We start from the raw sequence: 26,831 nt of genomic DNA on the forward strand, positions 1-26,831 counted from the left end.
TTTCCTCATGAAGGAAGAACACGTCTCTCTATCTTTTTTTTTGAGAAGAGTAACTTATTTCCATTCTCCCGCTCTAAGAATTTGTAATGTTTCCATTAGGGGCAGTACTGATGTACAATTTTCATAAGGCGGTCTGAATTCTCCGATGAGACATTTTCAGATAATCTTGCACCAGCAATAATAGGTGCCCATTGAAATATGTCAGACCTTAACAGTCCACTCTTTTCACAATAAAGCCGTAAGTACAGATCAGCTAATTCAGGTGAAAAATGAGAATATAAAAGATAGGTACGATATATATCGGCACGAATATCCCCAGCACTCGAATCAACCCAGTCTATAATGACTACTTGGTTATCTGTCTTTATCAAATTAAATAAATGAAAATCTCCATGACAAAGCCTCTTCTCATATGTCATTGAATCCAATTTCTCTAGCAAAAAGGATTTTTGTCTTTTATCTAAACTAGTGGCCATTTCAATTTGACGGGATAATTTATCATGCATGGGTTCGATTCTATCAGGCTTAATGCTATGAATTTTAAATTGTATATCGACGGAGATATTTAAATAATATTCTGCTTTTCTTTCATCTTGGAACATTAAATCTCCTAGTGTTTCTCCTTTAATATACTCCATCACAATGGCTTGTTCCCCGTTTATCTTGGTAACATCTAAAACCTCAGGTACAGGAAGCCCACATGAATAGGCATATGATTGTTTATTTGCTTCATTTAAACTTTCCGTATCGGGCAAATAATTATTGAAAATTTTCACTATATTATTATCAAGAAGATAAATTTTTGCCGTATTTCCCTTTGCAATCGGATAACCTAAATTCATTGAGTTCTCTCCCTATCTATCTAAATTCTTCTCTGTCTATTTTAACATCATTTCCTATTTGGTCCGTTTGGTTTTCGTTCTTGTCGTGACCCCGGAGGTGAAGAGGTTTTCCTTATCCAGTATACACGTTTATTTAAATGCAACAATTTTCACTAGAAGGTTTGGCCTAATAAATGGACAATATATAGTAGGGTGTATATAAATGTAATAACACAAAAAACTGAAAGTGAGTGGTAGATGTATGAATAATCTCTCTCAAATGAGAATTCAGAAACCGGCACATGAAATTTTTGAAGCATTTGTTGATCCGGAGAAAATAGGTAAATTCTGGTTCTCATCAAGTTCTGAAAGATGGGAAGCAGGAAAGACTGTTACTTTAAAATATGAAGAATATGACGCACAAGGTGAGATACGCATACTGGAAATTCAAGAACATCAAAAGATTATCTTCTTGTGGGCAGGAAACCATAAAGTCACCATAACCATTGTTCAAGAAGAAAAAGGAAGCACCGTTGTAAAAGTCAAAGAAGAAGGGTTCGATGAGACCAACGAAAACGTAATCAGTCAATTACTAGACAACAAGGAAGGCTGGGTATATATGCTAACATGCTTAAAGGGGTACATGGAGTATGGGGTCGACCTCAGAGCGGCACTGGTTAAGTGAGATTTAGACACAATGGTGATTGACCCGAGAGAGCAGGGGAAAGATGTAAGATGTCACCTTCACAAAGAACATTATGAAAAGGGAAGAGCGTGAGGGGGATGGCTAAGTTGGACTTCACTTCTTTAGAGGAATAGATCATCTAACCCATTTTTCTTCTCCATTTTATCTGTCATTCCCTTTGATGGTATGAGAAACGATTCAAATAAAGACTTATGAAAGGTTTATATTAGAAATTATTCTCATGATCCCTGTCATATGAGCCGCTTTGGAGATATATGAGCCAATTTTCGGTTATATGAGCCGCTTTTTGGATATATGATCCAAAATTCAAAAATATGATCCACTTTTCGTATTTTATGAGCCATTTGTCGAAAAATACTATTTCTAAATTCAGAGATATACGGAAAAGTGGAAGTTTCATTAACAATAGAGTTTACGAAGATGCGACCTATCAAAATATGAACGGGTTAGAATGACAGTCCATAAAAACCTGAAAAACAGGGACGGACCTTTGCTTATTAGATAAGCAGAGGTCCGTCCCTCTTGTCTTACAACGGTGGAAGGTCAAATTTTCCTTCTTCGAATAGCTCTTTTAACATGTGCTTTGTGTAGCCGGCTGCCTGGGAGAATTGGATTTTTGCAGGCATTGGTGCTTCTTCGGCATCGACGACTACGTCGATGATGCATGGCTTCTTTTGTTGGATGGCTTTTTGCAGAGAAGGCAGGATGTCCTCTGGCCTTTCAACACGGTACCCGACCCCACCGCAGGCTTCGGCATATTTGGCGAAGTCAGGGTTCTGAAGGTTCGTTCCGAATTCGATATTCCCCATGACTTCCTGTTCGAACTTGATCATGGCGATCTTATGATTGTTCAGTATCACGACGATGATCGGCAAGTCATACTTGACCGCAGTCACGAAGTCCGCCATCGTCATGGCGAATCCGCCGTCCCCGCAAATGGCAAAGACCTGTCTATCCGGATAGGCGATTTGACCGGCAATGGCACCAGGCAGCCCGCAGCCGAGGGTAGCGAGCCAGCTCGATATAATGAAGGACTGATTGGTGATCGGAAAATGACGCGCCATCCACACGGTGACGTTTCCAACATCCACAGACAGGATGGCATCATCGGAAGCGACTTCCTTAAGAGCATGAATCAGCCGTTGCGGTTTAAGTGGAACCGATCCATCATCCTCTTGTGACGCTAACTTTTCCCACCATTTCTTCGTTCTTTCCTGATTTTTTTCCAGGAATGTTCGATCTTCTTTCCTTGAGACATGTTCGGTCAACCACTTAAGAGAGGTGGCGGCATCCCCGGCGAGACCTGCGTCAACCGGGTAGCGCTTTCCGATTTGAGTAGGATCGATGTCGATGTGAATAGTCTTCGCTTTATCCGGGAGAAATCCTGTGAAGGGGAATGAGGTCCCGATCATCATAAGCATATCTGCTTCCTGCATCGCTTCATACGAGGGTTTTGTCCCGATCAAACCGAGACCTCCTAAACAATATGGGTGCTTATCAGGTATGACCCCTTTACCCGGCAGGGTCAACACGATCGGTGCTCCCACTTTTTCAGCAAAGGATAGTAGTGTTTCCCGATGACCGTGAACGCCTTTTCCGGCAAGGATGATCGGTCTTTCCGCACTCTCGATGATTTCCTTGGCTTTCTGCAAATCCTCTGTGAGCGGGGAAATGTCCTGCTTTACTGAAAAATTGGAAGTGACCCGTGCTTCTCTTCCGACTTCAAAGCGGGGGATGTCATCGGGAATGGTCAGAACGGATACTCCTTTTTTCGCATAAGCGGTACGGATCGCTTGATTGACAACGGCTGGGAGCTGCTCGGCGGACATGATGCGCTGATTGTACACGGCGACATCGTCAAACATCCGGTCAAGGTTTACCTCTTGAAAGGAATCTGTTCCGAGAAGGTCTGTTTCCACCTGGCCAGTAATCGCTAGAACCGGAGCTTTATCCAGCTTAGCATCATACAATCCGTTGAGAAGGTGAATCGCTCCTGGTCCGGCAATGGCCGTGCACACTCCCAGTTTTCCGGTTAATTTCGCATACGCCGCAGCGGCCAATGCCCCCGCTTCCTCATGCCTGACCTGAATGAATTTAATTTTGTCCTGTGCTTTTCTGAGTGGTTCGATAATGGAGTTGATAGAGTCACCCGGCATCCCGTAAATATGGTCGACTCCCCATTCGATTAACATTTCAATTAATTTTTCTCCGGCAGTTTGCTTAAACATCTTTCAGTCTCCTCTCATAAATTGGTTATTCCTATTTTGGTACAATTCTTCCTAAATTACTCAATATTTCTATTCCAACCTGCACATACTGAAAAAAAAAAGACCTGGGGTGTTGAAGGTGAAGAAGCTTGTATTGATTCGACATGGTGAAAGTCTCTATAATCTAGAAAATCGATTTACCGGCTGGACGGATGTTGACCTGACAGATGACGGCTATAAAGAGGCAAGAAAGGCAGGGGAGATCCTGAAGAAACATGGGTTCATATTCGATGTTGCCCACACATCTGTCTTAAAAAGGGCCATCCGAACATTATGGATCACTCTGCACGAAATGGATCTTGTGTGGATTCCCGTACATAAATCATGGAGACTAAACGAGCGGCATTATGGCGGGCTGCAGGGATTGGATAAGCATGAAGTGACAGAGAAATTCGGTGAAGAGCAGGTGCATGAATGGAGAAGGTCAGCGGATATCCGGCCACCGGAGATTTCAGAAATCGGACATCGGGGGGACCTGTCCGATCCGAAATACGCTTCAGTGGGTAAGAAGAATATGCCATTATCGGAAAGTCTTCTTGATACCGAAAAAAGGGCACTTGTCTATTGGCATGAAGACATCGTCCCCAGCATCCGTAACAATAAGCGGATCATCATCTCTGCTCATGGAAATACGTTACGTGCCCTCGTGAAATTCCTTGACCACATCCCGGATGATGGAGTTGTGAGTCTCAATATTCCTAACAGCATTCCACTTGTGTATGAATTGGATGATGACTTAAAGCCCATTAGGCATTATTACTTGGACGACGAGGGAGAGGTGCCACATGAAAAAATTCCGCGGCATATGGATTTGGATGATAGGGAGAATTGGGATTGGATAGGGTGAAGACAGGCATTAATATGGGGTGTGAAACACATGGTTACATGAACATAAATCAGACAACAGATAGACGGAAAAAATGCTCTGCTAAAAATGAATAATTTACTTTTTATGGTATAATTATTTGAAATGAACAAAGAAAACCTTACCAATGGCGCTACAAAAAGGAGATATTGATGAAAAAGACATTTTTTATCTTGGTTTTTTTAATCATTGGTTTAGCTGCGGCATTTCTGTTAAGTAAATCATCGATGTCTGTATCAGATAAAATCAAATCGTTTTATTCAAACACAGAAGAAGTACAATCTGCCGGAGAGGGTCCACCCATCAAGATCAAAGCAGATGAGCTCTCAGTATTGGAGGAAGCTCCTGACCTTTCAGATGCTGTCCGGAGACGCATAATAGTGATAGGTGAGGTTCCGCTTGAGACCTTTACGTCTAAAGGCTCAACTTTAAGAAATACCATGATAACGGTGGTGGTTGTCTTATCTGTTATAGTAGTAGCGGTTTTATGGTATAGGTTTTATAAAAAAAGATCCAATGTACAAGAGGAGCAGTTTATTAGTGACTCTCCCAAACAGAAAAATGATGAAGAGAAGTTAAATCAGAACAGTAAAGTGTTATCGTTATCCAATACAGAAATAAATGAAGTAAGAGTTATGCTTAGGCAATGGGAGAAGCGATTATCAACATTTAATAAGAGAAGAAATAATGAAACCATTTCAGAGTGGTTTCAAAGAATAAACGGTCCGGTTGAAATTATTCCCCTTTATGAAAAAGTTCGATATGGTTATGCGGAAATTTCGAAAGATGAGTTTGAAAAATTTACTGCAATGCTTAAATAGTTACCGAGTTAAAAAACCGGTCAGGGATTCTCATCCTTGGACCGGTTATTCTTTGATTTTATTCTTAGTCTTCATGGTTCCGTTGAAAGTTGAGTGCGCCACTCGATGCGACTAAACCAAAATGTCCGTTTCAAGCTTGTCCAACCAGCTATGCACAAGAGAATTGAAGACATCCTCTTGCTCAATCTGCACATTATGTCCACCCATATCCAGCACAGCAAAGGTGGCCCTTGGATAGTTCTCGATTAATCGCCAGGCGTCCTGATATCCGACTACATGGTCTTGCCGACCAGTCACAATCAACGTTGGATAGTCAAGTTTCTGTGAGAGCCCGAAGGTGAAGCCATAACCATTCCCCCGGATCCTGTTTGCGAATTCCTCATTCGTTTGGGTGGAAGGAAGCAATATGTCATCCCGGAACCTTTCCCATTCCTTTTTCCCTTGAACAACACTCATGGAGGCAAAGGCTTCGGCTTCTAGTGGAGAGAGGTTCGACAGCAAGTGAGGATCCTTTTTCAAAACAATCTGCTGTGGCAGTACTCTTTTATCAGAATCAGGTATGACCATAGGTGCCAGAAGCATTAAGCCGCGAATCCTGTCATGTCGTGCCTGAACGATCCCCCTCGCCATATATCCCCCATACGAATATCCGCAAACGATGAAGGGTTGATCGGGAATCAGCTCATCCAATAGCCCAACCACCGCTTCCAACATATCGTCTGAATTCTTGATGGATGATTGGGGTTCTGACAGCCCCATTCCCGGCAGGTCTATGTATATCCTCTTCCAACCGCTTCTATTCTCAAAGCTCGGTTCCATAGCATGCAGCATCGCCTGATGATCAAGTGTCCAGCCATGAATCATTACAATGGGAAAGCCTTGTCCGATTACTTTATGATGAATAGCCACTAATTTTCCCCTCCTTTTCATCTATTAAAAGTATAGGTTATTTTCTGGATTAATCAAAGGGTTGTACTAGATGTGTGTGAATTCCGTGGGATTTAAAAAAATTCGATATGATCATGTACCCTCGTCCGTAACCATTCGAGAGAGCATGGTGCTTTATGCGGATGGTAAGTTGCTTGATGTAATCGTATATGAGATTACCAGCTGAGTATGCTGGGACAAGTAGACCTGTTTTCAGGATGATTTGGGCGGTTAACCCCCGATTTTTAAAAAAATCTTCTTTAAAATGGTCTATTTTAGCCGGGGAGTGAGGTCCAAGACATGTCTCAGGACGGATTTGGAAGATGATTTCTTCGTTTGGAATCTGAATCATGCGAGATCTAGAAGAATCATGCCGGATGAGAGATTATCGAGCGGGATCTGGTTTGTTCATGCGGGAATTCAATTTATCATGCGAGAATTCAGATAATCATGCCGGGATGTCAAATTTCCTTTATAAACGCATCCTGGGCATGACGACATAAATCCATTAATTGAATCAACCTTGGTAAACAACAATTTTCTCTATATCCCGAAGCCATTCTTTAGCTCCAGTACCATCCATGTTTCCAATCCACAGATCTCTTTTCGTATCGGTAAGGGACGTCCCCCTCAGCCAAACGAGTTTTTGAATGGAAGGGATGAACTGAGGAGCATAATCTCCAAATCCTTTCGGCGGACTCGTTATCTTCATTTGTTTCTTCGAATCGATATTCAAGGTGTAAAGGGAAGGAAGCGGGTGCTTGCTGAAGTCATTGGTCCACTCCTGCTCCCTGAGTCTCGATACGACCAGAGACTTGTTGGATATCCAATTGAAATCAAGGTCGGCGTAATGCTCAGGAGTGTACGTTCCAGCAACAGGCATTTCTTTAACCTTTAGATCCTTGTTCTTAAAACCGAATACGATTCTGCCACCGCCAGCAATGTAAGCCAGTGTATCCGTTGATGGTGACCACTTCGGCTGACCAACATCCAAGATCATCTCGTCCAATACTTCGAAGTTCTTTCCTTCTTTATCGATGACACATACCATATTACTGTCCATGGACCAGGAAGCGGTTGGAGACACAACAAATGAAATCCACTTGCCGCTCGGTGAATATGCCAGCTGTTCAGCATAGACGGCAATCAATTTATTTTGATCATTTGTCCCGACTTCCCTTGGGAGTGTGAAGAAAGGCTCCACCCCACCAAAAAGAACAATATCCTCATAGTTATCACCGACTTTTTTTATAAACAATGATGCGCTTGACCATCCATCAGGATTGAGGTTTCCCGATGAAGATAGAAGAAATCCACTGCCGTCCGGCATCCAGGTGAAATCACTGACCCCGGTTGCGATGTTGTAGAATCGGTTGAGATCTGAGATATCTAAAATTCCTTTGTTATGATAGGCAACATGGTTTTTATGTGGAGCCCATTCTGGTGAATGGCCATTATATGAGATTCGCTTCTTTTTACCGGTTTGGAGATTGTAGGTCCATAGCTCTGACTGAGTTTGTCCGATATCGAATTCGGAAGCGGTCTCTACTTGATATGCCAGCCAGGCGCCGTCTTGTGACCATTTGGGTGTAGAGTGGACGTTGCCGGAATTCGTTATTTGTGTTTCTTGGCTATTTTGTAAGACCCACACATTTCCGTTTCTGATATAGGCAGCTTGCACCTGAGATTCTACGGATGCGGAAGAGACTGATGGAAATAAGAGAGAAGTGATCAGTGTAAAGAGAAACCATTTTTTCATTTATTTCTTCTCCTTTTATATGTCTGTTCTTACTATTTTCCTGGATTGGTTACTTTATGTGAAAGAAAGATAAGGTCTGGTCCTTTTTTTATATAATCTCTTCTGAAGGAGGAGTTATCCACTTTTTGATGAAGTACTTCTAATATGAAACATTATTATCTAGGAGGAAAATATTCATGAATCGAACAGACCTGCTCTTAAGAATGCTCGATACTACGTACGAAGAGGAAAGTTGGTATGCCCCAATCAAACCGGCAATAGATGGCCTCACTGCAGAACAGGCTAGTTGGAGACCAGTTGGAGAAGCCACCAAAACAATATGGGAGAATGTTAATCATCTTATTTACTATAAGGAGCGGCTTGCAGCAAAATTAGAAGGCCGGGAATGGACAAAAACTCTCGATGGGAATGAAACCTTCTACCTTACCGAGCAATTACATGATGACAAAGAATGGAGAGCAGTCGTTGAACGTGTTAAAACGGCTCATCGAGGATTAAGAGAAGCGCTCAGTAAAACAACAACTGAAATGCTTGAACAAGATTCTCTTGAAGGAAAGCTTTTAGACATCATGCTTCACGATGCATACCATACAGGTCAAATTATTCAACTGAGGAAGATGCAGGGTTCGTGGCCTTCACATCGTTGATGAATAAAACTTAAAGTAAGGTGGTCGGAAATAGTTTAGCGGGTATGATTGCCAGTTTTTCGATCATCCCCGTTTTCCATTTGGTTATTGTAACTATTTGTCTTGTTTTTGCTCGAAGTATGTACGGCCTTTCATCTCTATTAAGAATTCGCGGGTTCCTATCAAGGTCCATCAATCGTCTTGAAAAATCTTCGTCCAACCCAGTATATGCACTGTTTGTCGGAAAATCGGCATTGTTGATCACCATTTTTTCATTAGCAGGTTGTTTTCATCCAATAGAAAATAGTGTTGTTGGAAATTAGAAATTAATGGATAATGGTTGTATGATTTTGTATTAAAAATGGGCTTAATCAAAGAAGTCGGGAGGTTTTCAAAATCATTACTCCAACAGAACACCATACTCGTAATCTAACCTATACCATAAGATCCGCAAGGGAAACGGATGCGGGAAATTTGTCTAACGTACGATTGCAGGCAGATGGTGAAACTGAAAACATGGATAGAGAAAAAGGAGAAGCATACATAGATGAATCAGGTTTCAGACAAATAATCTTAGAAGATTCAGAGAGTCCACGTAATCTCTTTTTGGTTTGTGAAGTGGACAACAGGATTGCAGGTTTCTCCAGGTGTGAGGGGAAATTATTAAAGCGGGTCTCTCATAAGGTGGAGTTTGGTGTATGTGTATTACAGGAATTCTGGGGATACGGCATTGGGAAGAATCTATTAAAAGAGACCATCCATTGGGCAGATGCCAACGACATACAGAAAATATCGTTGAATGTTCTTGAAACTAATGAAAAAGCCATTATCCTCTATAAGAATAATGGGTTTGAAATAGAAGGTGTATTGAAGAGAGATAAATTATTATCGGATGGGCGTTACTACGATACTGTGGTGATGGGACGGTTCCATCCATAAGGAGTGGTTTATATGAATCTGGCATTACAGGAAATCAATGGGGACAATTGGGAGGAATGTGTAACCTTATCTGTTTCAGAGCATCAAAAGGAGTTTGTCGCAGATAACGCTTATTCATTGCTGCAGTCAAAATTTGCAGAAGATCAGTATCCATTTGCCATTTACCATCGTGAAGTCATGGTAGGCTTCATCATGTATGGGAAAGACCGAGACACTAAACGGATGGAAATGAGCCGGTTAATGATCGATCGTAAATATCAAGGTAGAGGCTATGGAAGGAAGGCGAGCCAGTTACTTTTAGAAAAACTATTGGATACATACGGTAATATTGATTTATATACAAGTGCGGAACCTGAGAATGTGAACGCAATAACGTTATATGAAAGTCTGGGATTTGAGAAGACGGGTGAAATCATGTGGGGGGAAATTGTGTTGAAGAAGCAGTTGTAGTGTGGAGAAAGAAGCTTATCCGCCGAACGCCAAGATGAGTGAAGATACGAAGGTTGAGGTATTGGTCAAGAGAAAACGTTTATTTTGTCAAAAAAATAGGCTATTTCGTAAAGATTGTTGCTTTTGAACAATTGATGTTTGAAATATGTCAACCGGTGTTGGGTGAATGGGACGAACTTCTTCAGCTAAAACGATTGGCGTTATCGGCACGCACGATCCCCTCCGGAGTCTATGCAATTCACCTCGCCGTTAAACGCGATTTGAGTGACAAATGCTTACTAGTGACACGAGGCAATCGAAAGAGCGGGACGTTGAATCGCTCAATACTTAGAAAGAAGCTAGTTAAAATGTAAGGGATTTATATATGTCTATTTCAGACACACACGCTTAGAAAGTTGATTGGAACGGAAGGTGCTCGACTCAGGCCCCGCGGAAAGCGAGCACCTTTCGTTCCAATCAACTAGCACTCACTAATTTAAGAGCAACAAAGTTTGCGAAAACAGCCAAAAAATAAATAGGGTTTGAATGATAGGTCAGAAAAAAAGTTTCAAATGAAGTTGTGGCTGATAGCTGTTTTGGTCTCTCTTTCCATGTTTGTTGTGACGAAATTACTTTGGAATGGAGTTAATGATTTACTGCTGTTGGTTTATTTAATAGTAGGGTTTCTTCTAAATTTCCTTATTTCGATATTAAGAAATTTGAGGACTAAGGAATAATCATTAATGATTAGGATTCAGAAATAGGTGTTCCTAACAAATGAAATTCGAAATGGATGTTAAGTTATTTTCGGGATTGAATGTGGATTCATTCTTATACGGGCAAATTATTTTCTAAATGACTAGATACGGAATTTCACGAAAGGAGGGAAACAATGAACTACGTCAAAGATCTGCGAAATCTGGTTGGTACCAGACCTTTAATTCTGACAGGTTCTGTCGTCCAATTCTGAATGAATACAATGAACTCTTGTTGCAGCATCGAGTAGACGGCGGCTGGGGACTTCCTGGAGGATTGATGGAATTAGCTGAAAGTTTAGAGGACACGGCAAGGAGAGAAGTGAAGGAAGAGACGGGACTTGATGTAGGGAAATTGAAACTGTTAGGGGTGTTATCGGGTCCTGATTATTATTTTAAAGTATCAAATGGGGATGAACTGTATTCCGTCACGGCCGTTTATGTGTCAAAGGACGTGAGAGGGAAGATTGAAGTGGATGAAGCAGAATCGATTGAAGTCCGGTATTTTAAACTAAATGAACTACCTGATGGGCTAACCGAAGAATACAGGAGCTATATAACTCTATTCATAGATCAAATAAAGTGAGAATTCGAGGTGCAAGAATGATCGCTTCAAACAGTATTTTAATGACGTGGGAGAAGTTTAAAGATTTTCCTATGGAAACGTTAACGAAAGTCTGGTTTTACAACAGGGGAAGCGTGAAGAAACAGCGGGATGTCTCTCTTATGCGTGAGCATCGGGAACAATTCGGAATGTCGGGGAATTGTTTCGACCTTGCACTCTGGTTACTTGATGAATTTATGAGGGATGGGGTCGAGGCGTATCCCGTCGGTCATAACCTGAACTCGGAAGATGCCCATGCGGCCGTTATCGCATTAAATGAAAAAGGGGAACGATTTCTCTGTGACCTTGGTGACCAATGGTTGAATCCGATTTTAATAGATACGAAGAGCCCTGATTATACCAACGAAAAATTAGGTGGTTTCTTTCCCGCTGCAAGTGTGCAGGTTCAGTCTCATCCAACGGGTACGGAAATCCTGTATCATCGACCGAATGGAAAAATATCAAAGCAAGTATTCCCGACGCAACCAATCGAGAGGAATCTGTTCCTAAAGGCTGCTGAGCATTCTCAACATTTGATCAAACCTAACCCATTACTGGAGTGCAGAATCCCATATAAATCTGAAATCGCTCATTGGGAGTTTTATAAGTGGGAGAGTTTCCTGAGTACGTCAGAGGGACTGATGAAGGATTCCAAGCTGGAAACGGTGGCAGAGTGGGCAGAAAGAATTCATGGGAAAACGAGATACGATAAAGAGATTTTAATCGATATATTAGAGTATTACAGAAGAATTCTTTATGAAGGGGAAAACTAGTATGATGACCACTCAATGGCCAAAGGTACAACTCAGAGAATTGACCCTGCACGATACGGAGGATCGATACCAATGGTGCTTGGATAAAGAAGTTACGGAGCACCTAAACATGCCCGGAAAATATCCTCCCTTCAGTCGGGAAGAAACTCAGTCCTGGATTGAAATGTGCATGAACAAGACGAATGGATATGAACAAAAAGCGATCATAACAGAAGAAGGCAAACACATTGGCTGGATTGATTTGAAAAACATCGATCGACTAAACAAACACGCAGAATTAGGTATAGCCATAGGGGATAAACGGTACTGGGGAAGAGGGTACGGATTAGCTGCGATGCATGAGATGCTTCAATGGGGATTCGAGGAATTAGAGTTGAACAAGATTTGGTTAAGAGTCGAGGTCGATAATGAAAAAGCGATCAAGTCATATAGAAAAATGGGGTACGTGGAAGAAGGAATATTAAGGCAGGACAGATGGAGGAACGGAGAATTTGTCGACCGGCTGCGAATGAGCATTATCAGAGAGGAGTTTTTCAATGAAGAAAACGGATCTTCACAAATTTAATGAGTTTATAGAAATAGCCAGGCACCTGAATGATATAGGTATCACTCCATTGCTGATGGGATCGGTTGGATTGGAAGTGATCACTGGCAGGAGTTGGGACGCACAGGACCTGGACATACATGTACCTGGAGATAAGAGAGGCTGGGAAGTGCCTCCTGAAACATCTATTCATAACTGGAATCAGGTTGTGCAGATTATGAACTCAATGGGCTATACCCTGATAGACTTGCATGAACATGAATTCTCGAAAGATGGATTATCCGTTGAGTTTGGGATCATCGATACGCTGCCGGAATTCGCTGGGATACGATTGGAAGATTTAGAGATTCATCAAGAGGGGGAAGTGACATATTATCTGCTGAACCCCGGACAATATTTACGTGTTTACGAGGCATCCTCAAAAGACAGTTATCGGGCAGATCAGAATAATCATAAGGACTTGGGGAAGATCCATTATTTAAAACAAGTGATTTAAGCTTTAATTAAGCAGAATCCCAAGTTTCTTATCCATGTATGGTACAGTAAAAATGGAACGAGTACGAAATACTGGAGGTGTAATGATGTATTTCTTGATTTTTCTCGGAATGGTCATTTTGTATTTTGCTATCCGTGTTTTCATTGGTTCAAGGAAAATGAAGTTCTACGGTGATAGTATAAAAAAACATAAACCGGACCCAAGAGAAGAAGCTTATCAAAAATCCGCGCAACATTCTCAACAGTCCACGAATGCAAATAATCATACTGGTGGTGGAGGGCCTTTTGCATAATCTTAGTTGCAGTACGACCGTTTCAATTGTTAAAAGGAAATATGATTTTCAAGATAGAGACAGAGTCAAAAATAGAAAGCGAGATGTTTCCCTTGAGGTACATAACTTTCTCTCTTTTCCTCATATTTGTTCTGTCAGCTGGCTGTAGCAAAAGTGGTGTTGAACATAATAAAGACTTTGAGGAGACCTTGTATTCAATCGTTAAAGATCCAAATAGCAGGGAAATAAAGGTCAATTCATTAGCGGATTTCAAATGGGATAAAGCTTACTTGTTTGAACCTTATTCTCCTCAAGAGAGCATTGAAAAGCAATTGGGTACTGAATTTGAAGATCCGAGCAATATCAGGAGTAGAGATGATATTTATTTAATTGTTTTTCTTCATGAGGGTAAAGTGGTTCAATATGCAGAAATAAATCGTCAAGAAGCGTATTTTTCAATCGGAGAGAAAGAGTATTTATCTCCTTCCGAGGATGTAGTGAAGATTGAAAGACATTAATTTTATACCCAATTAAAAGGGAACTTCTTTATTGAGTAGTTCCCTTTTGGCCAAAGCTTTACTGGTTCATTTTCTTCAATAATCCCCCATCATCCAAATTCCGGACTGTCACAATTTTTCCATTGTCATTAAGGTTAATTCTCCCACTGACAGTAGCAGTATTGGTTTCACCATCTTTGCCGTATTCCACTTTGACCTCAAAATCATAAGCGGAATTTTGATCCTTATTCATCTTGATCTTGGTTGGCTTCAGTTGATACCCGTTTTCAAAAGCCATGCGCTGAAAAAACAAGATTTGATTAGTATTCAACATATCTTCCCAATCCATCACAAGAGGCTTATAGTCCTCTTCTACATATTCTTTTAATTCAGGTGGAAAGGCCGCATCTTGTTTAAAAGCTTCCGATAGCTTTTCATCAGGTCCGGTGAATTCATTTTTCAAAAAGGTTTGAATGGTTGTTACGTTCTCATCGCTATCCTTAGGTGCACTGCACCCTGTGAATAAAGCCAACAATGATGTTAAAATCACCAAGTTTATAACTAGGTTTTTCATGTGCTTACCCCCCTTTGTTTATCTTTACGAATGGGGATGGGAAATGTTTCAATTAATGAAGTGCTTACCGATAATTTTTCGGATATGAACGGGAATCAGGCTGCTGAAATGGTATCTTGATCAGGAGGAAAAACAGTATATCCTAATAAGGTTTGTACCTTAGACGAAGGTTGTGGGGGACAGTCTTTTGTGCCGGTAATGAAAATAGCATGTCTCCGACTGCCAGTTTTCGACAAACAGCTTATAAAATAAATGTGTGGCTCATAATGTTTGAATACAGGCTCCTAAAATCTGTGAGAGGTAAGGTAAATGGAGGGCAAAGAGCTATCTTTGATTGATTTTGTGGTATCTGGAATGAAGCAATTTCATTTGAAAGATAAATAGAATTTCAGCAAAAATGAGGACGATTTTAATCAAAATCAAATTGAAACTACCTTTTTAAAGTAGATAGAGTAAAAAATAATAGAAAGTGAGGCTATCCTTATGACCAATGTAATGATCCTGAACGGTGGTTCAAGCTCCGGTAAAACAACGCTCGCAAAATCTCTCCAACATTCATCAACCGAATCCTGGCTGAGATTCAGCATCGATGATCTGATCCAGGCTATGCCTGGTGCCATGCGAGAGAAAGACAGTGGAATTAAGTTGGATGAAGATGGATCTGTCACTCCAGGTGAAGAGTTCCGTAAGCTTGAATCGGCATGGATGCACGGTATTGGGGAAATGGCACGCAGAGGTGCAAGAATCATCATTGACGATGTTTTTCTTAGTGGAGTAGAAGCCCGTAAAAGGTGGGAAGCTTCTTTGGAAGGCCTGCAGGTGCTTTGGGTAGGCGTCTTCTGTGATCCTCCTGTCGCAGCTTTGCGAGAGAAAGAAAGAGGGGACCGCATTGAAGGAATGGCTGTTACACAGGCAGCTTCTGTGCACGAAGGGATGCTTTATGATATTAAGGTGGATACCACCAAGATATCTCCAGAAGAATGTGCACGGTTCATTATCATGAAGGCTCGCCTGTGAAAGTACTTAATAAAACATGAAAATAAAATGACAGGGGAGATGAGTTTGTCATGAAACAAAACAAATATGATGACGAAAATTTTTTCGCTGCATATGAAAAGATGCCACGTTCGGTTAATGGGCTTGAAAGTGCAGGAGAATGGCACGTATTGAAGGAGTTACTACCGGATTTTCGTAATAAAAGTGTACTGGATTTAGGATGTGGGTATGGTTGGCACTGCCGCTATGCCCGTGAGCAACAGGCTCGTTCAGTGATTGGAGTGGATATTTCTGAAAAGATGCTTGAAAAAGCTCGTGAGTTAACGGATGATCCTGCTATCTCATACATACATAGCGCAATTGAGGATGTGGATTTTTCAAGCCATCAATTTGATGTGGTACTTAGTTCATTGGCGTTCCACTATATTCAATCGTTTGATGAGATTTGTAAAAAAGTATATACCTATCTAAAGCCTGATGGTACATTCCTTTTTTCAGTGGAACATCCCATCTTCACTTCTAGGAATGAACAAGATTGGTACTATGATGATCAAGGGAATCGTAAGCATTGGGCAGTGGACGATTACCAATCGGAAGGTTTACGGGAAACGACCTTCCTTACTGGAAATGTACTGAAGTATCATCGTACTTTTGCAACCTACATGAATGACATACTCCAAGCGGGTTTTATAATAAAAGAAGTCAGGGAGCCTGTTCCTTCTGAAGAGATGGTAAAAAATATACCCGAAATGAAAGATGAATTCCGAAGGCCCATGTTTATCCTATTCTCAGCAAAAAAATAGAGGACTCCTTTTATCTAATACAAATAAGGACCCTTGGTTTTCCAGGGGAAATTATTCAGATGGAAGGGTTTGGGACATAGTAAATGAATCCTTCCAATAATGGGTATTTATGTTAATATATTTGTACTGACTATTATCTGGAGGAAGAATCATGAACGACGTATCGAAAGGTCTCCTATTCGTATTAGGAGGAATCGTATTCTTACTATTATCCTTTATTCTGCCACTCCCTGCTCCATTATGGGCGGTTATCCTGAGTGCGAGTATCATTCTGAACTGCACAGGGACAGTGTTTCTTATTAGATTCATTAAGAAATCCGATCAAGTGGAGAAGAAGTCGGAATAGAGGAGCATATTTTGAGAGCTTCACACCTTTCATGGGGTGGAGCTCTTCATTTTTTTGAGAAAAATAGGTTTACCATCGAACCCTTTCATCAGTTTGCTAGTAATTGTAGTGAGTGATGATAAAAGGAGGGGGAGATAAGTTGAAAAATGATAATATTCTACTCATGCTTGTACTTCTGGTTCTGACGTTGAGTGGATGTGCTGCCTCCTTCTGATTCTCACCCCTCTTGCAAGTTACTATCTCATCAGTCCAGAACCGGACTCACATTCCTCTCAAACTGTGACTAACAATAAGGAAAGTGATTACGCCCTATCTGGTAAAGTGTATAACTTTCCAAACCAAATCGTCCTAAAGGGAGAGACCGGGTTACCAGAAGGAGCAGTACTTACAATTAAACGCTTTGAAAGAGATGGAAAAACGCTTATTACGAAAGAAGAAGTGAAGACAGTTTCAGATGGTTATTTCCATTTTACGACTGACCGCCTTGAACGAAATAAGGAGTATATCGTCAAAGTGATGATATACCCACATTTACAAAATGAATCAATTAAAAAAAAGCTTGGTGGAAGGGGAGAGAATTTGAAGAATGGGGAGAGTGTATTCCATTATCATCATGAGGAAATGGAGTATTCGGGATTAATGATGGTCGGACTTGTGAATAAGATCGAGGATACAACGCAATATGTTTCAGCTGATTTTTTGATGAGTGAACAGGAATTTAAAGAGGTATACAATGTTGCACAGTAATCGTTTGTAGCTTAATTAAGACAAATGCCAAGGTTTAGAAATTCAAAATGAGGTCACAAAGCTCAGGTAACAACACTAATTTAATATACGCGAACAGGAATATTCTATTGTTAGAATATTCCTGTTCGCGTATAATGAGTGTAGACGAAAAGTGAATTTTTATGATCCCGGAGACCATCATTTGAAGAGGTGAGCAGCATGTCAGAGAAGATTCCGGATGTGAACTTGACGACGCTGAACGCTTTGTCTGAACCAACCCGTATCAATATCGTTGAACTCCTCCGTGACGGTCCACTTACCGTAGGGGAAATCGCAGATGAGTTGGGGTTGAGGCAGCCTCAGACGTCTAAACACTTAAAAGTACTTAATGACAACAGGATTGTAGAGGTGGAGTCAGAAGCAAACCGCCGCATCTACAGACTTCGTCCTGAGCCCTTCGTAGCGCTGGGTGATTGGGTACAGTCCTTCAGGCGTGTGATGAAAGACAGATTCGACAATCTGGATCATCACCTGAAGGAAATACAAAGCAAAGAATAATCATGAATGCATTTCATTTCAAGGAGGAATTAAAATGTCAAACCATGCAATGGTATCGAGAGTAGAGAACGAACGGGAACTGGTACTGGAACGCACTTTCAATGCGCCCCGCGAATTGGTATTCAAGATGTTTAAAGAGGCGGAACACTTGAAACAGTGGTGGGGCCCAAGAGGATGGGAGGTTCCGGTTTGTACCGTCGATTTCCGTCCAGGAGGAGTTTGGCATTATTGTATGAAATGCGCAGACCGGTCCCAGGGCGATTTTTTTGGAATGGAATCCTGGGGTAAAGGGGTTTATAAGGAAATTATCGAACCTGAGAAGATCGTCTACACGGATTATTTTTCAGATAAAGAAGGCAATAATAATGATTCTATGCCAGAGACTGTAGTCACAATGGAATTCATTGATGTAGGTGGAAAGACGAAGTTGATAAGTCGATCTGAGTATGTGTCTGGTGAGGCCCTTAAGACCGTCATGGATATGGGCATGCTGCAAGGCATTACAGAAACGTGGGATCGCTTGAACGAGCAAGTGGAGTTGCAGAAGTAACGATTCAGGCTGAAGGGGTCGTTCATGAGAGTCCTCTTATGCTCCGGCAGTAGTGGTCAAGACCAGGGGCTTCCCTGGTCTATTTTCATGTTGTCTGGATTTAGCAAGCTTCCACGCTTGAGTACATACGATAATAGAGTGCAGTTTCAAAAAAAATAGCTTACCAGTGACACTGGTAAGCTGCTACAAAAAAGGAATTTTTCGATTTACATTAAGGGGTCTGCCTTAAACCACTTTCTTCAAGATGAAGAATATATGTTTAGTATACTATGGAAATCTGGTTAGTAAAGGTGATATGCCTAGATGAATATTTTTTATTATCCATGGCCATCATCTTATCTGCTAAAACGATTCTGATTAATCGTCCTCCTATGGTCTTTCAGGTCGGAGCCTTATCAATCGTGCGCTTTAGAACCCCGATTAAAGACCCCATGGATATTGTGTATATCTTCTGGGCGATTGTTTCCGGTATCTTATGCGGGGCAGGCTTCATTCCCCTCGTCATCATCGGTTCTATCCTAATCGGGCTGGTATTGATTTTATTCATTAATCGCATTACTGTGGAAAATCCCTATTTATTAGTCGTACGATACAATGAATCGGCTATTGAAAGCTCTTTGGAACATGTGATTTCCGGACTTTCAAAGAAACATTCCCTTAAATCGAAATCGGTGATGCCTGGAAATGACTTTGAAGTAACTTATTAAATACGCGTCAAAGAGAATGATATGAGCTTCATTAACAACATTTCAAGCTTGGATGGTGTTAAATCAGCGATTATGTTAAGTTATGACGGTAATTTTACTGCTTAATCCAAGAGAAATTTTGTAGCCTGATAAAAACTAATCTAAGTAAAGCCCGAATACTTTCCCTTCTAAGGGACAGAATAGTTCGGGTTTTTCATTTGGTCAATGATGTAAATTTTCCTTTTCTGGGGGTGATGGGAGGGGATCGCAGCTAATGAGAGACCAATGATTTTTTTGTTTTATCTCGGCATCCGGCGAAAATATTGACCACAATGGTCATTTTTGTTATATTAAAAATGACCATTGTGGTCATCTTTTGAAAGGAGGCAGCATAAGTATTAGTACTAAATTTAAAAATTTGAAAATAGAGAAACAAGCACGAATTATCAATGCAGCAATGAAAGAATTTGTTAACAGTGGATATGATAAGGCATCAACAAATGAAATAGTAAAGGAAGCACAGATATCTAAAGGATCCTTGTTTAACTATTTTAAAAATAAAAAGGATCTGTACCTGTTTTTAATTGAATACTCTATGAACATCATTGAGGAAATCTATGAAAAAATAGACATGAAAGAAAGGGACCTATTCAAGAAAATCCACCAGGTGGGGATGGTCAAATTAAATATACAAAAAAAATCCCCCTTAGTATTTGATTTCCTTAAATCGCTTGGTAATGAAAACGGACCGGAAGTGAAATTTGATATTGATCGGATAAAGGGAAGCATTATGGATGATGGCTTGAAAAAAATCTACCAAAATATAGATTGGTCCAAATTCAGAGAGGGTGTTGATCCGGAAAAGGCAGTGCATATCCTTAATTGGACAATGGTGGGTTTTGCAGAATTACAAATGGCAAAGATCGATTCTTTTGATCAAGTCGGGTTGGAGATATTCAATGAATGGAACAGCTATTCTGAAATTCTGAGACGTTGTTTCTATAAAGATGGGGAGGAATGAACAAATGAGCTTACTGAATGTAACCAATTTATCAAAGAAGTTTGGAAAGTTTACTGCCTTGGACAAGATCAATCTTGAGGTGAATAAAGGAGAGGTTGTAGGATTTATCGGTCCCAATGGTGCAGGGAAATCAACCACAATTCGTATTTTACTAGGAATCTTAAAGGCAACAGATGGTGAGGTGAAGATTTTCAACAAAGACGCATGGCAGAATGCTGTAGACATCCATCAAAACATTGCCTATGTCCCTGGTGATGTGAATTTATGGCCTAACCTGACAGGGGGAGAGGTCATTGATTTATTCGTGAAACTCAATGGTACCGCGAATAGGGAAAAACGTGAGGAGTTGATAAAAAAATTTGATTTAGATCCCTCCAAAAAGTGTAGAACGTATTCCAAAGGAAATCGACAAAAGGTAGCTTTAGTCGCGGCCTTTTCATCTGATGCGGATCTCTACATTCTGGATGAACCCACTTCCGGACTAGACCCATTAATGGAAAAGGTGTTTCAGGAATGTGTGATGGATGTTAAAAGACAAGGAAAAAGTGTCCTGCTTTCCAGTCACATTTTATCAGAGGTAGAGAAGCTGTGCGACCGTGTCAGTATTATTCGCCAAGGTAAGATAATAGAGTCAGGGTCATTAAGCGAGCTTCGTCACTTAACACGAACACAAATGCTCGTTGAAACCAGAATGCCGATTACAGGTTTACATGAGCTTGAAGGCATCCATGAAATTGAGGAAAGCGAGCATGGGATATCATTTCAGGTTGACACTGAGCAAATAGATGCTGTTATCAAGCATATAAGTCCATATGGAATTGTTAAGCTGGAAAGCGCCCCGCCAACGCTGGAAGATTTATTTATGAGTCATTATGAAGGAGCGAAGGATTCAAGAGAGGGAGGTGTACACTAATGGCAGCCAATTTAATGGCTAAAACGGCTTCCCTTTCTACATTCATTTTCCGTCTTGATCGTATCCGGATCCCCATCTGGATCATCTCCCTTACGTTTTTTACGATTGTCGTCCCAACTTCATTTAAGGGTTTGTACAGCTCACAACAGGAAAGAGATGCAATGGCCCAAACAATGGCCAACCCTGCGATGACAGCCATGACTGGTCCAGCCGATTTAAGCAACTATACGATTGGTGTCATGACAGCACATCAGATGTTACTTATGACCGCCGCAGTGGTAGGGTTAATGTCCATCCTCCTTGTCACTCGCCACACCCGTGCTGCTGAAGAGGATGGCCGTTTGGAAATGCTTCGTTCGTTACCGACGGGACGCCTTTCCTACTTAAATGCAGTCTTACTTGTCATAACGGCTACGTGTGTGGGACTTGCATTGATCAATGGTTTTGGCCTATTTGCCCTTGGGATTGACAGCATAGATCTTGAAGGCTCCTTACTGTATGGTACGGCATTAGGGGCGACTGGTTTATTCTTTGCAGGGGTAACAGCCATATTTGCACAGCTGTCGGACAGTTCACGTGGCACCATCGGTTACTCGATCGCCGTACTTCTTCTTTCTTATCTGCTCCGTGCCATCACGGATGTAAGCAATGAAGCGCTGTCGTGGATTTCCCCACTGGCATGGGTAACAAAAGCGGAAGTTTACGATTCTAATAATTGGTGGCCGATTATTTTAATGATTGCCACTTCAATCATTCTTTATGGGATAGCAAATTATTTGAACGTCATTCGTGACTTGGATCGTGGCTTTCTACCATCCAAGCCCGGAAAAAAACATGCGTCCCGCTTTTTGCAAACTCCCATCGGTCTTGCAATAAGATTGCAACGAACCGGTATCATCTCTTGGGCCATTGGTATGTATGTGTTAGGTGCCTCTTACGGATCCGTTCTAGGAGATCTGGAATCCTTTTTTGCTGAAAGCGAAACGATGAAGCAATTGTTACAACCAGCAGAAGGGGTAACGTTGATAGAACAATTTATCCCAATGTTAATGATCGTCATTTCACTGCTGGCAACCATCCCACCCGTTATGTCCATGAATAAGCTGCGCGGGGAGGAGAAGAAGGAACGAATTTTCCACCTGTTAAGCAGAACCGTTTCTCGAACAAAACTATTGGGCAGTTACTTCATCCTTGCTATAGTCAATGGTTTCATCATGATTTCCCTTGCAGCGCTTGGACTATGGTCGGCGGGTAATGCAGTGGTGGAAGGGGGATTATCCTTTGAGATGATCTTTGGCGCAGCCCTGTCCTACTATCCAGCCATGCTCGTCATGATTGGGATAGCAGTATTTCTTATGGGCTATTTGCCAAAGCTAACGAGCATGATATGGCTTTATGTTTTTTATTCTTTTATCGTGTTGTATCTGGGAGGATTATTCCAATTTTCAGATTGGATAGGCAGCATTTCACCTTTTGGTCACGTCCCACAAACACCGATTGAAGACTTCTCTATCGTGCCACTTCTCCTTTTATGCATAATTGCATTTGTACTGACAGGGGCAGGGTTTATTGGATTTAACAAACGTGATATCGAAACCTGATTGAAAAAGAGGACCTCCAATGAGTGATTGGAGGTCCTTTTATTCCTTATGATAAAAAGAAGGAAGGTTGTACTATCACAGATTAGAATTTCATAGATTTACTAAATATATCTTTACAGGTGAGAATGATAATTGTTATCATTTAAAGAGATCACTATTATGTAAGGGGATTGTACAATGGGAAAAACAAAATCAAGTTTAGCCGAAATCATTCGAGAACGTCGTTCGATTAAAAGTGGATATATGGATAAAGAAGTGACAGAGGAAACCGTACTAGAGATCTTAAACGATGCCATCTGGGCACCGAACCACGGATTAAGAGAGCCTTGGCGCTTTATTTTTGTGCCAACGAAAGAGAAGGAAGACTTTGTTGAAGGTCTAGTAAAGACATTTTCCCCGGACATGCAGGAAAACAGAAGGAATTATTTCAGCCAGCCGGCTGCATTCCTTATTGTAGTCATGGAGGAAGATCCGAGACAAAAGCAATGGGAAGAGAATTTCGGTGCGGTCAGTTCGTTAATTCAAAACTTCCAATTGCTGGCTTGGGAACAGAAGCTTGGCGTCGTATGGAAGACGAATCCACATATATATGATCCAAAAGTGCGGGACTTATTAAATGTGAAACTTGGAGAGAAAATTGTTGGATTTTTGCACATGGGGTATTTTGAAAAAGCTCCTCAAGTGAGACCTCGAACAACAGCAGAAGAGAAGTGGACGGTTTACAGGAACTGATTCCATTATGAAAAAGCATACGACTCTGGACTCACCTTGACGGTTGGGTCTTTTTTTGTAGTTGTCAGCAAAGTTTCGGTCTTACCACCACTCATAATCAGATTGCTACCTTTTATCTTTTCAACAAACGGGTAGTATAATAGGTTGTAAGAACCTACCTTTTTTAGGAGATGTAATAGTTATGATCATCAGAAAACGAAAGCCGGATGAAAATTATCCAATGGAATTGTTGCTCCTGGCAGATCCTTCAGAGGAGATTGTAAAGGAGTACGTTTCAAGGGGAGAATGCTTTGTAGCGGAGCTCGAAAAGAAAACCGTTGGCGTTTATGTCTTGCTCCCGACAAGACCCGAAACCGTCGAGCTGGTGAATGTGGCGGTTGCAGAAAAAATGCATGGCAAGGGGATTGGAAAACAATTGGTAATGGATGCCATAAAGGTGGCCAGGGAGAGAGGCTACAAGACCATCGAAGTGGGGACCGGGAACTCAGGTGTCGGTCAGTTGGCCCTTTATCAAAAGTGTGGATTCAGGATCGTAGGGGTCGATTTGGACTTTTTCATCAGGCACTATCCTGATGAAATATTTGAAAATGGGATCCAGTGCAGAGATATGATCCGGATGTCTCAGGAATTATAGAAGAGACCCTTCCCCCTGATTTGGGTCTCTTCCGTTTGGTTTAAGGAATTAATAAAATCTTTCCTGTACTTTTTCGGCTTTCTAAGTATTTATGTGCTTTCGCACCTTCGCTTAAAGGAAAGACTGTTGGTTCAGAAACCTTTAACGTTCCTTCTTGAATCCAGGCGAATAATTCGTGTGAGCGGGTCACCCGTTCTTCGTGGGATGTCAATACATTCCACAAATCTCCGCCTGTCAGGGTCTTCGAGGTGTCCATCAGCATCCGGGGGTCAACGGAAACAGGATCTCCTCCGGCCATTCCAAAAAATACGACCGTCCCTCCGATGCGGGTGACTTCGAAACTGTCCATCAGTGTGGAACCTACGGATTCATATACAACGTCCACGCCGTTACCACTTGTCACATCCTCAACGTGCTGTTTCCAGTCTTCACGGTATAAAAACATGTGATCTGCTCCAATGGACAACGCGGCTTGTCTCTTTTCTTCCGAAGATGTTAACCCAATGACGCTTCCCCCTAATATCTTGATGATCTGTACTAGAAGCTGCCCGACTCCACCTGCAGACGCATGGATTAAAGCAGCATCCCCATTTTTGATACTATAGCTGTCTTTTGTTAAGTAATGAGCAGTAAGTCCTTGTAATAGTAGGGATGCAGCTGTTTCGTAAGATATATCATCAGGCAGTGGAATAGCTTTCTCTTTGGGCACGGCTACAAGTTCAGCATTGGCATAAGGTACATCGGCAAAAGCGATGCGGTCACCAACTTCTATTCCTGTCACGTTGCTTCCTACACGTTGGACGATTCCCGCTCCTTCATACCCGCATATATAAGGAGGATTGCCTGCTAAGTGGTAATTCCCCTTTCTTCTGTATACATCCGCGAAATTCAGCCCGATTGCCTTCATTTCTAGTAACACTTCATCCGGTCCCATTACGGGAGAATCGATCTCCTGGTAATGGAGGACATCCGGTCCACCGAATTTTTCAAATATGAGTGCTTTCATCATTTACTCTCCTCTATAGAAACAGTCCATTTTAGTGTAACCAGTTCTTTTTCTTTTGACTAGCAATGAGCTTTCTTCTTCCTATGGGTACTTCCAGGTGCCTATGCCACTTTAAAGTGCGTTCTTCCCAAAAGGATAGCTCTCCTTCATAATTCAGTTTAGCTTTTCAAACAGTACCTATTTGATTTGACAGAAGAGGTTTGAAAGGCATATAGGCACTTAAAGGTCTTTAGGTTACAAAAAAGTACCTACATGACTTAAAAGTGCGTACTTCCATAAGTCATTTATACACATTATCATGATGTGTACAGAGAAACGGAAGGCGCCTTCGTTTCTCAATTCAATAAACGAATGGTCCATTTAAGGAGGAATTTACATTATGAGTACAAGCTCAGCTACTATAAATCAGTCGAAAACGAAAGGTGGAACCCCGGCGTTACTTGCACTCGCCATCAGTGCCTTTGGAATCGGGACGACAGAATTTGTGCCCGTTGGATTATTATCATCGATTGCCGATGATTTATCGATATCGATTACACTTGCAGGATTGTTGATTTCTGGCTATGCCATCGGAGTCGCCATTGGTGCTCCTATCCTGACCGCATTGACCAGTAAGGTGAGCAGGAAGACCCTTCTCATGTCCTTGATGCTCTTGTTCATCGTTGGGAACTCGGTTGCCGCCCTTTCCACAAGCTTCGGATTATTGCTCGTTGCCCGGTTTATCACGGCATTCTCCCACGGTATTTTCTTCTCGATCGGATCGACGATTGCTGCCGATCTGGTGCCCGTAAATAAGCGGGCAAGTGCGATTGCCTTTATGTTCACGGGGCTGACGGTTGCAACCGTTACAGGTGTACCACTTGGAACCTTCATCGGACAGGCATTCGGCTGGAGAGCTACATTTTGGGGAGTCGCCCTTCTCGGTGTTGTAGGAATCATTGCCAGTTCCATCCTTGTACCGAAGAACTTAAAAGAGTCACCACCTGCTAAATTCAGCGATCAATTGAAGATTATGACGAACGGCCGGTTACTATTAGCTTTTGCCATCACTGCACTTGGATATGGCGGAACGTTCGTCGCATTTACGTATTTAACACCATTACTGCAAGACGTGACAGGGTTCAGCGCGAAATGGGTGAGCATCATCCTTCTTGTATACGGAATTGCCGTTGCCATTGGGAATGTCATCGGAGGGAAAGCATCGGACAAGAGTCCGTTAAAAGCGTTGTTCTGGATGTTTGTTATGCAAGCCATCATTCTACTCGTCCTTACTTTCGCAGCACCATTCAAAGTGGCCGGTCTGATCGCGATCTTTCTTATGGGCTTATTCGCTTTCATGAACGTGCCCGGACTTCAAATCCTTGTTGTCAACCTGGCTGAAAAATATGTACCGTCAGCAGTCAATGTGGCGTCAGCACTGAACATCGCAGCGTTTAACGTCGGGATCGCGATCGGTTCCTTTGTTGGAGGACTGATCGTAGATGGAATCGGATTGATTCATACGCCATGGATCGGTGCCATCATGGTGGCAGGAGCTGTCCTGTTAACGGCTTGGCTCCGCGGGATCGAACGGAAATCAGCCTAA

At 41.7% G+C, this 26,831-nt stretch carries 31 protein-coding genes; 25 read left to right on the plus strand and 6 right to left on the minus strand.

What is annotated here, in order from left to right; translation table 11 throughout:
• Positions 1-95: 95 nt before the first annotated feature.
• A complete protein-coding gene (locus tag BAA9072_RS19180; RefSeq protein ID WP_201716295.1) occupies positions 96-842 on the minus strand; it encodes a phosphotransferase family protein in 747 nt (248 codons plus the stop codon).
• 241 nt (positions 843-1,083) lie between these two features.
• Between BAA9072_RS19180 and BAA9072_RS19185 the strand changes: the two genes are divergently transcribed.
• Positions 1,084-1,506 (plus strand): SRPBCC family protein, encoded by a 423-nt coding sequence (locus BAA9072_RS19185; RefSeq protein WP_201716296.1) that lies wholly within the window; start codon positions 1,084-1,086, stop codon positions 1,504-1,506.
• 548 nt (positions 1,507-2,054) lie between these two features.
• Here the strand turns inward: BAA9072_RS19185 and BAA9072_RS19190 are convergent.
• Complete coding sequence (locus BAA9072_RS19190) at positions 2,055-3,755, minus strand: pyruvate oxidase (protein WP_201716297.1); 1,701 nt, start codon at positions 3,753-3,755, stop codon at positions 2,055-2,057.
• Positions 3,756-3,873: 118 nt separating this feature from the next.
• On the opposite strand from BAA9072_RS19190, the gene gpmA reads away from it, so the two are divergent.
• Together gpmA and BAA9072_RS19200 are read left to right on the plus strand one after the other, a co-directional pair.
• Positions 3,874-4,641 (plus strand): 2,3-diphosphoglycerate-dependent phosphoglycerate mutase, encoded by a 768-nt coding sequence (gene gpmA, locus BAA9072_RS19195; protein ID WP_201716298.1) that lies wholly within the window; start codon positions 3,874-3,876, stop codon positions 4,639-4,641.
• A 170-nt stretch (positions 4,642-4,811) separates the two neighbouring features.
• A complete protein-coding gene (locus BAA9072_RS19200) occupies positions 4,812-5,480 on the plus strand; it encodes a hypothetical protein (RefSeq protein WP_201716299.1) in 669 nt (222 codons plus the stop codon).
• A 111-nt stretch (positions 5,481-5,591) separates the two neighbouring features.
• Here the strand turns inward: BAA9072_RS19200 and BAA9072_RS19205 are convergent, their stop codons facing one another.
• Both BAA9072_RS19205 and BAA9072_RS19210 read right to left on the minus strand, forming a co-directional pair.
• A complete protein-coding gene (locus tag BAA9072_RS19205; RefSeq protein WP_201716300.1) occupies positions 5,592-6,389 on the minus strand; it encodes an alpha/beta fold hydrolase in 798 nt (265 codons plus the stop codon).
• 535 nt (positions 6,390-6,924) lie between these two features.
• Positions 6,925-8,166, minus strand: a complete 1,242-nt coding sequence (locus BAA9072_RS19210; protein WP_201716301.1) for a TolB-like translocation protein — start codon at positions 8,164-8,166, stop codon at positions 6,925-6,927.
• 176 nt (positions 8,167-8,342) lie between these two features.
• Between BAA9072_RS19210 and BAA9072_RS19215 the strand changes: the two genes are divergently transcribed.
• From BAA9072_RS19215 to BAA9072_RS19255, 9 genes are all read left to right on the plus strand, one after another.
• The gene (locus BAA9072_RS19215; protein ID WP_201716302.1) at positions 8,343-8,813 is read left to right on the plus strand and encodes a DinB family protein; all 471 of its coding nucleotides are present in this window, start codon (positions 8,343-8,345) and stop codon (positions 8,811-8,813) included.
• Positions 8,814-9,188: 375 nt separating this feature from the next.
• The gene (locus BAA9072_RS19220) at positions 9,189-9,731 is read left to right on the plus strand and encodes a GNAT family N-acetyltransferase (protein ID WP_201716339.1); all 543 of its coding nucleotides are present in this window, start codon (positions 9,189-9,191) and stop codon (positions 9,729-9,731) included.
• A gap of 12 nt (positions 9,732-9,743) precedes the next feature.
• Positions 9,744-10,181 carry a GNAT family N-acetyltransferase gene (locus BAA9072_RS19225; protein ID WP_201716303.1) on the plus strand — a complete coding sequence of 146 codons (438 nt, stop codon included), beginning with the start codon at positions 9,744-9,746 and terminating at the stop codon, positions 10,179-10,181.
• A gap of 834 nt (positions 10,182-11,015) precedes the next feature.
• A complete protein-coding gene (locus tag BAA9072_RS19230) occupies positions 11,016-11,501 on the plus strand; it encodes an NUDIX hydrolase (protein ID WP_330999315.1) in 486 nt (161 codons plus the stop codon).
• A 17-nt stretch (positions 11,502-11,518) separates the two neighbouring features.
• Entirely contained in the window at positions 11,519-12,292 is a 774-nt protein-coding gene (locus BAA9072_RS19235) for a hypothetical protein (protein ID WP_201716304.1), read from the plus strand.
• Position 12,293: 1 nt separating this feature from the next.
• Complete coding sequence (locus tag BAA9072_RS19240) at positions 12,294-12,857, plus strand: GNAT family N-acetyltransferase (RefSeq protein ID WP_201716305.1); 564 nt, start codon at positions 12,294-12,296, stop codon at positions 12,855-12,857.
• Positions 12,829-13,332: a phosphoribosylanthranilate isomerase gene (locus BAA9072_RS19245; RefSeq protein ID WP_201716306.1), complete on the plus strand. Its 504-nt coding sequence runs from the start codon at positions 12,829-12,831 to the stop codon at positions 13,330-13,332. The genes BAA9072_RS19240 and BAA9072_RS19245 overlap by 29 nt, the downstream gene beginning before the upstream one ends.
• 82 nt (positions 13,333-13,414) lie before the next feature.
• Positions 13,415-13,624 (plus strand): hypothetical protein, encoded by a 210-nt coding sequence (locus tag BAA9072_RS19250; protein WP_201716307.1) that lies wholly within the window; start codon positions 13,415-13,417, stop codon positions 13,622-13,624.
• Between the two features lie 188 nt (positions 13,625-13,812).
• Positions 13,813-14,121, plus strand: a complete 309-nt coding sequence (locus BAA9072_RS19255) for a hypothetical protein (protein ID WP_230980945.1) — start codon at positions 13,813-13,815, stop codon at positions 14,119-14,121.
• Between the two features lie 58 nt (positions 14,122-14,179).
• On the opposite strand, the gene BAA9072_RS19260 is transcribed toward BAA9072_RS19255, so the two are convergent.
• Entirely contained in the window at positions 14,180-14,674 is a 495-nt protein-coding gene (locus BAA9072_RS19260; protein ID WP_201716308.1) for a hypothetical protein, read from the minus strand.
• A gap of 483 nt (positions 14,675-15,157) precedes the next feature.
• Here BAA9072_RS19260 and BAA9072_RS19265 point away from each other — a divergent pair, with 483 nt between their 5' ends.
• From BAA9072_RS19265 to BAA9072_RS19320, 12 genes are all read left to right on the plus strand, one after another.
• A complete protein-coding gene (locus tag BAA9072_RS19265) occupies positions 15,158-15,691 on the plus strand; it encodes a chloramphenicol phosphotransferase CPT family protein (RefSeq protein ID WP_201716309.1) in 534 nt (177 codons plus the stop codon).
• A 50-nt stretch (positions 15,692-15,741) separates the two neighbouring features.
• Complete coding sequence (locus tag BAA9072_RS19270) at positions 15,742-16,473, plus strand: class I SAM-dependent methyltransferase (RefSeq protein ID WP_201716310.1); 732 nt, start codon at positions 15,742-15,744, stop codon at positions 16,471-16,473.
• A 151-nt stretch (positions 16,474-16,624) separates the two neighbouring features.
• Entirely contained in the window at positions 16,625-16,819 is a 195-nt protein-coding gene (locus BAA9072_RS19275; RefSeq protein WP_201716311.1) for a hypothetical protein, read from the plus strand.
• A gap of 195 nt (positions 16,820-17,014) precedes the next feature.
• Positions 17,015-17,566: a hypothetical protein gene (locus BAA9072_RS19280; protein ID WP_201716312.1), complete on the plus strand. Its 552-nt coding sequence runs from the start codon at positions 17,015-17,017 to the stop codon at positions 17,564-17,566.
• 198 nt (positions 17,567-17,764) lie between these two features.
• Entirely contained in the window at positions 17,765-18,103 is a 339-nt protein-coding gene (locus BAA9072_RS19285; RefSeq protein ID WP_201716313.1) for an ArsR/SmtB family transcription factor, read from the plus strand.
• Positions 18,104-18,137: 34 nt separating this feature from the next.
• Positions 18,138-18,653, plus strand: a complete 516-nt coding sequence (locus tag BAA9072_RS19290) for an SRPBCC domain-containing protein (protein WP_201716314.1) — start codon at positions 18,138-18,140, stop codon at positions 18,651-18,653.
• A gap of 269 nt (positions 18,654-18,922) precedes the next feature.
• Positions 18,923-19,360: a DUF4956 domain-containing protein gene (locus tag BAA9072_RS19295; RefSeq protein WP_230980946.1), complete on the plus strand. Its 438-nt coding sequence runs from the start codon at positions 18,923-18,925 to the stop codon at positions 19,358-19,360.
• 355 nt (positions 19,361-19,715) lie between these two features.
• Positions 19,716-20,360 (plus strand): TetR/AcrR family transcriptional regulator, encoded by a 645-nt coding sequence (locus BAA9072_RS19300; protein WP_230980947.1) that lies wholly within the window; start codon positions 19,716-19,718, stop codon positions 20,358-20,360.
• Positions 20,361-20,364: 4 nt separating this feature from the next.
• Complete coding sequence (locus BAA9072_RS19305) at positions 20,365-21,273, plus strand: ABC transporter ATP-binding protein (RefSeq protein WP_201716315.1); 909 nt, start codon at positions 20,365-20,367, stop codon at positions 21,271-21,273.
• Positions 21,273-22,874 (plus strand): ABC transporter permease, encoded by a 1,602-nt coding sequence (locus BAA9072_RS19310; protein WP_201716316.1) that lies wholly within the window; start codon positions 21,273-21,275, stop codon positions 22,872-22,874. Before BAA9072_RS19305 ends, BAA9072_RS19310 begins: the two co-directional genes overlap by 1 nt.
• 177 nt (positions 22,875-23,051) lie before the next feature.
• Positions 23,052-23,606: a nitroreductase family protein gene (locus BAA9072_RS19315; RefSeq protein ID WP_201716317.1), complete on the plus strand. Its 555-nt coding sequence runs from the start codon at positions 23,052-23,054 to the stop codon at positions 23,604-23,606.
• Between the two features lie 181 nt (positions 23,607-23,787).
• Positions 23,788-24,240: a GNAT family N-acetyltransferase gene (locus BAA9072_RS19320; protein WP_201716318.1), complete on the plus strand. Its 453-nt coding sequence runs from the start codon at positions 23,788-23,790 to the stop codon at positions 24,238-24,240.
• Positions 24,241-24,280: 40 nt separating this feature from the next.
• Here the strand turns inward: BAA9072_RS19320 and BAA9072_RS19325 are convergent, their stop codons facing one another.
• Positions 24,281-25,246 carry a quinone oxidoreductase family protein gene (locus BAA9072_RS19325; protein ID WP_201716342.1) on the minus strand — a complete coding sequence of 322 codons (966 nt, stop codon included), beginning with the start codon at positions 25,244-25,246 and terminating at the stop codon, positions 24,281-24,283.
• A 379-nt stretch (positions 25,247-25,625) separates the two neighbouring features.
• Here BAA9072_RS19325 and BAA9072_RS19330 point away from each other — a divergent pair, with 379 nt between their 5' ends.
• Positions 25,626-26,831: an MFS transporter gene (locus BAA9072_RS19330; RefSeq protein ID WP_201716319.1), complete on the plus strand. Its 1,206-nt coding sequence runs from the start codon at positions 25,626-25,628 to the stop codon at positions 26,829-26,831.

Origin of the sequence: Rossellomorea arthrocnemi, from assembly GCF_904424705.1 — a bacterium.
GTDB classification, from domain to species: Bacteria; Bacillota; Bacilli; order Bacillales; family Bacillaceae_B; genus Rossellomorea; species Rossellomorea arthrocnemi.

Coding starts and splice junctions, on each gene's coding strand:
- BAA9072_RS19235 (WP_201716304.1), top strand. CDS start 11,519: ATGATCGCTTCAAACAGTATTTTAATGACGTGGGAGAAGTTTAAAGAT.
- BAA9072_RS19190 (WP_201716297.1), bottom strand. CDS start 3,755: ATGTTTAAGCAAACTGCCGGAGAAAAATTAATTGAAATGTTAATCGAA.
- BAA9072_RS19270 (WP_201716310.1), top strand. CDS start 15,742: ATGAAACAAAACAAATATGATGACGAAAATTTTTTCGCTGCATATGAA.
- BAA9072_RS19295 (WP_230980946.1), top strand. CDS start 18,923: ATGGAAATCTGGTTAGTAAAGGTGATATGCCTAGATGAATATTTTTTA.
- BAA9072_RS19320 (WP_201716318.1), top strand. CDS start 23,788: ATGATCATCAGAAAACGAAAGCCGGATGAAAATTATCCAATGGAATTG.
- BAA9072_RS19200 (WP_201716299.1), top strand. CDS start 4,812: ATGAAAAAGACATTTTTTATCTTGGTTTTTTTAATCATTGGTTTAGCT.
- BAA9072_RS19265 (WP_201716309.1), top strand. CDS start 15,158: ATGACCAATGTAATGATCCTGAACGGTGGTTCAAGCTCCGGTAAAACA.
- BAA9072_RS19210 (WP_201716301.1), bottom strand. CDS start 8,166: ATGAAAAAATGGTTTCTCTTTACACTGATCACTTCTCTCTTATTTCCA.
- BAA9072_RS19225 (WP_201716303.1), top strand. CDS start 9,744: ATGAATCTGGCATTACAGGAAATCAATGGGGACAATTGGGAGGAATGT.
- BAA9072_RS19260 (WP_201716308.1), bottom strand. CDS start 14,674: ATGAAAAACCTAGTTATAAACTTGGTGATTTTAACATCATTGTTGGCT.
- BAA9072_RS19325 (WP_201716342.1), bottom strand. CDS start 25,246: ATGAAAGCACTCATATTTGAAAAATTCGGTGGACCGGATGTCCTCCAT.
- BAA9072_RS19280 (WP_201716312.1), top strand. CDS start 17,015: ATGTGCTGCCTCCTTCTGATTCTCACCCCTCTTGCAAGTTACTATCTC.
- BAA9072_RS19240 (WP_201716305.1), top strand. CDS start 12,294: ATGATGACCACTCAATGGCCAAAGGTACAACTCAGAGAATTGACCCTG.
- BAA9072_RS19180 (WP_201716295.1), bottom strand. CDS start 842: ATGAATTTAGGTTATCCGATTGCAAAGGGAAATACGGCAAAAATTTAT.
- BAA9072_RS19285 (WP_201716313.1), top strand. CDS start 17,765: ATGTCAGAGAAGATTCCGGATGTGAACTTGACGACGCTGAACGCTTTG.
- BAA9072_RS19185 (WP_201716296.1), top strand. CDS start 1,084: ATGAATAATCTCTCTCAAATGAGAATTCAGAAACCGGCACATGAAATT.
- BAA9072_RS19330 (WP_201716319.1), top strand. CDS start 25,626: ATGAGTACAAGCTCAGCTACTATAAATCAGTCGAAAACGAAAGGTGGA.
- BAA9072_RS19275 (WP_201716311.1), top strand. CDS start 16,625: ATGAACGACGTATCGAAAGGTCTCCTATTCGTATTAGGAGGAATCGTA.
- BAA9072_RS19305 (WP_201716315.1), top strand. CDS start 20,365: ATGAGCTTACTGAATGTAACCAATTTATCAAAGAAGTTTGGAAAGTTT.
- BAA9072_RS19215 (WP_201716302.1), top strand. CDS start 8,343: ATGAATCGAACAGACCTGCTCTTAAGAATGCTCGATACTACGTACGAA.
- BAA9072_RS19230 (WP_330999315.1), top strand. CDS start 11,016: ATGACTAGATACGGAATTTCACGAAAGGAGGGAAACAATGAACTACGT.
- BAA9072_RS19290 (WP_201716314.1), top strand. CDS start 18,138: ATGTCAAACCATGCAATGGTATCGAGAGTAGAGAACGAACGGGAACTG.
- BAA9072_RS19250 (WP_201716307.1), top strand. CDS start 13,415: ATGATGTATTTCTTGATTTTTCTCGGAATGGTCATTTTGTATTTTGCT.
- BAA9072_RS19310 (WP_201716316.1), top strand. CDS start 21,273: ATGGCAGCCAATTTAATGGCTAAAACGGCTTCCCTTTCTACATTCATT.
- BAA9072_RS19315 (WP_201716317.1), top strand. CDS start 23,052: ATGGGAAAAACAAAATCAAGTTTAGCCGAAATCATTCGAGAACGTCGT.
- BAA9072_RS19245 (WP_201716306.1), top strand. CDS start 12,829: ATGAAGAAAACGGATCTTCACAAATTTAATGAGTTTATAGAAATAGCC.